Origin of the sequence: Microcoleus sp. BM001215392, from assembly GCF_036700185.1 — a bacterium.
In the GTDB taxonomy this organism is placed as follows: Bacteria; Cyanobacteriota; Cyanobacteriia; order Cyanobacteriales; family Microcoleaceae; genus Microcoleus.
Genome location: NZ_JAUBOJ010000622.1, coordinates 1 through 2,434, shown reverse-complemented (window position 1 = coordinate 2,434; position 2,434 = coordinate 1). Strand labels below are relative to the sequence as shown.

Sequence of the window (2,434 nt, the reverse complement as noted above, 5' to 3'; positions counted from 1 at the left end):
AGATTGGGTGATTTGGGCGATCGACCAACATTCACGCTCTGACGCACCCTACGGCATAGCTACTGCAAACGCAGAACACGGGTGAACGGCGATCGTTTGGCTTCCAGCCGTTGGCAAGACCATGTAAGATAGTTAGATAGACTTCTCTACTTCTGACGTTGCAGTTCCTCAATGTAGGAACTGGGATCGCCTGTACATCGAAATCGAGCAACTTCAGAAACACCATTGTATTTACTTTCAACTAGAGCTAGGCATTGTCTCACCAGTCGTCGCGTTTCGCTGTCTGCCATCTGCCATTCCACAGAGCACCTACCGGAGGCTTGACCATCAACACTGTCTTTTACGTAAAAAGCAACAGTTCTACCAAAAGCATTTACCTCTAAGATACTGTTGTAAATCTGACCGCGACCTACTAATCCGGGTTCTTTTTGGGTTACATTTACCTGGGCTGTACCAATGTATTTCCCATTATCCCAATTGTCCCCATTAGATTTTCTGCTTCTTTCATAAATTGCCATATCAAAACTATTTGCATTGCGGTTTAATTGATCGACAACATATATCCGTTTTGTGCCTTCTGCCCTACAACCCCAAATTTGCTGACCTTGGCTAATACTAGGTTGAGCAGCCAGAAAAGGTGAGGTAGAAGATGTTAAAGGTGATTGGGCAATAGATAAAGTTGTCTGACGAGATTCACTGCGCCAATAGAGGGGATGAGCGCGATCTGCATGAGCTGCGTTTGCATTAGCAATGGACGTGAGGGGAATGAACAACAACCCCAAAACCAGCGGAAGCCTTGAAGAAATAACTTTGTTCATGGTACTCAGCTAAAGGATACAGCGTTCAACAAGGGCAGATTCTCGCCTACATCGAGCTCAAAGTCAAGTCAGGCAAGCCGAACAAGCTGTAGCTTTATCGCGATCGCCTTTGGGGCAGCCACAGCATTTAAGTTTACGTTTGTCATTTCATTATGGTCGATCGCAGCGGGTTTTGGGCTGTCTTTTACGGTAGGCTTATTGGCTGGAGTGCTACCTGCGAGGAATGCGGCTCGCTTAGATCCGATCGCAGCTTTACGTAATGATTAAATAGTCCTGGATGCACGGGTGGTCAGAAACCGGGTTTTTTCCGAAATACTTCGTTACACCCGCATAAACAGCCAAAAACCCGGTTTCTTTGGTATTTATGCGTCCTGGACTATTTCTAAGTAGGTGAGTGCTATATAATAGACATCTCCCATAATTATCGTGGAACAGGCAGGATGCCTGTTCAAAATCTGCTTTGAAAGGAGAAGTCTAATTAGACGTAGGTTGGGCCCTTGAAACGAACCCTCCGTTTCACTTCGCCCAACACAACCAAAACTTTGTTGGGTAACGCTTACGCTAAACCCAACCTACTATCTTCGGTGATTTTATACGAATAAAAAAATGATGAACAATCAACCTAAGTTAGACAAATACAAGCAAGAAATAGCAGATTTGTACACCCGCAGAAGTCAAACCTATGATAATAGCGATTGGCATTTGCAGATTGCTCAACGTCTCGTTGAATACGGGCGAGTGAGTCGCGGACAGCAGGTTTTAGACATTGCAACTGGAACGGGCCATGTGGCGATCGCAGCAGCTCAAATTGTCGGTACTGAAGGTCGAGTTATTGGCGTAGATATTTCGCCTGGAATGCTTGCTGTAGCTAGAAAGAAAGCTATCAAATTAAATCTCAACAATACAGAATTTTTGCTGGCGGATGCCGAAAATCTCGACTTTCCCGGTAATAGTTGCGATTCCCTGCGGGATAGCTTCGCTTCACGCCTTTTTTGCTCTTCAGCCTTTATTTGGATGTCGGATCTGCACGCAGCCCTCACCCACTGGCACAAATTCCTCAAACCCGGAGGCCTCCTGGGAATTCATGCCTTCGCCGACACCGCTTTTGTCGGCGGAGTTGTAACGCAGAAAGTAGCTGAAAAATACGGCATTTCCTTCAATATGAGTAAACCCACAGGTACTGTTGAAAAATGCCGAAACCTGCTCGAACAAGCAGGATTTAAGGAAATAGAAATTAAAATCGAACAAGACGGCAGCTATATCAGTTTGCAAAAAGCAAAAGCAATGTGGGCCGGAAGTTCCCATCCCGCCCCCGGACAATATCCGCCCCCGTTATCAACACTTTCAACCGAGCAATTAGCGCAAGCCAAAGCCGAATTTGAAGCAGAACTAGAAGCATTGCAAACCGCACAAGGAATTTGGAACGATATCACCACTTTTTACGTATTCGGTCAGAAATAGCCGTCTGCAATTTCCCTGCAAAAATCAACATCTAACTGTAATCATCCGCGTTTATCTGCCTGCACCGGGGGTTAAATATTCCAAATCTGCCAGCACTGTGAGATTGAGACAATTTAAGATGCTGGATTTTATCGGGCGCTTTTCATCCCAAAATA

Annotated in this window: 2 protein-coding genes; one reads left to right on the top strand and one right to left on the bottom strand. The window is 45.4% G+C overall.

What is annotated here, in order from left to right:
• Positions 1–146 precede the first annotated feature (146 nt).
• On the bottom strand, positions 147–818 hold the full coding sequence (locus QT974_RS33485) for a hypothetical protein (protein WP_333472671.1): 672 nt from the start codon (positions 816–818) through the stop codon (positions 147–149).
• Between the two features lie 606 nt (positions 819–1,424).
• On the opposite strand from QT974_RS33485, the gene QT974_RS33480 reads away from it, so the two are divergent.
• On the top strand, positions 1,425–2,279 hold the full coding sequence (locus QT974_RS33480) for a class I SAM-dependent methyltransferase (RefSeq protein ID WP_333472670.1): 855 nt from the start codon (positions 1,425–1,427) through the stop codon (positions 2,277–2,279).
• Positions 2,280–2,434 lie beyond the last annotated feature (155 nt).

Coding starts and splice junctions, on each gene's coding strand:
- QT974_RS33480 (WP_333472670.1), top strand. CDS start 1,425: ATGATGAACAATCAACCTAAGTTAGACAAATACAAGCAAGAAATAGCA.
- QT974_RS33485 (WP_333472671.1), bottom strand. CDS start 818: ATGAACAAAGTTATTTCTTCAAGGCTTCCGCTGGTTTTGGGGTTGTTG.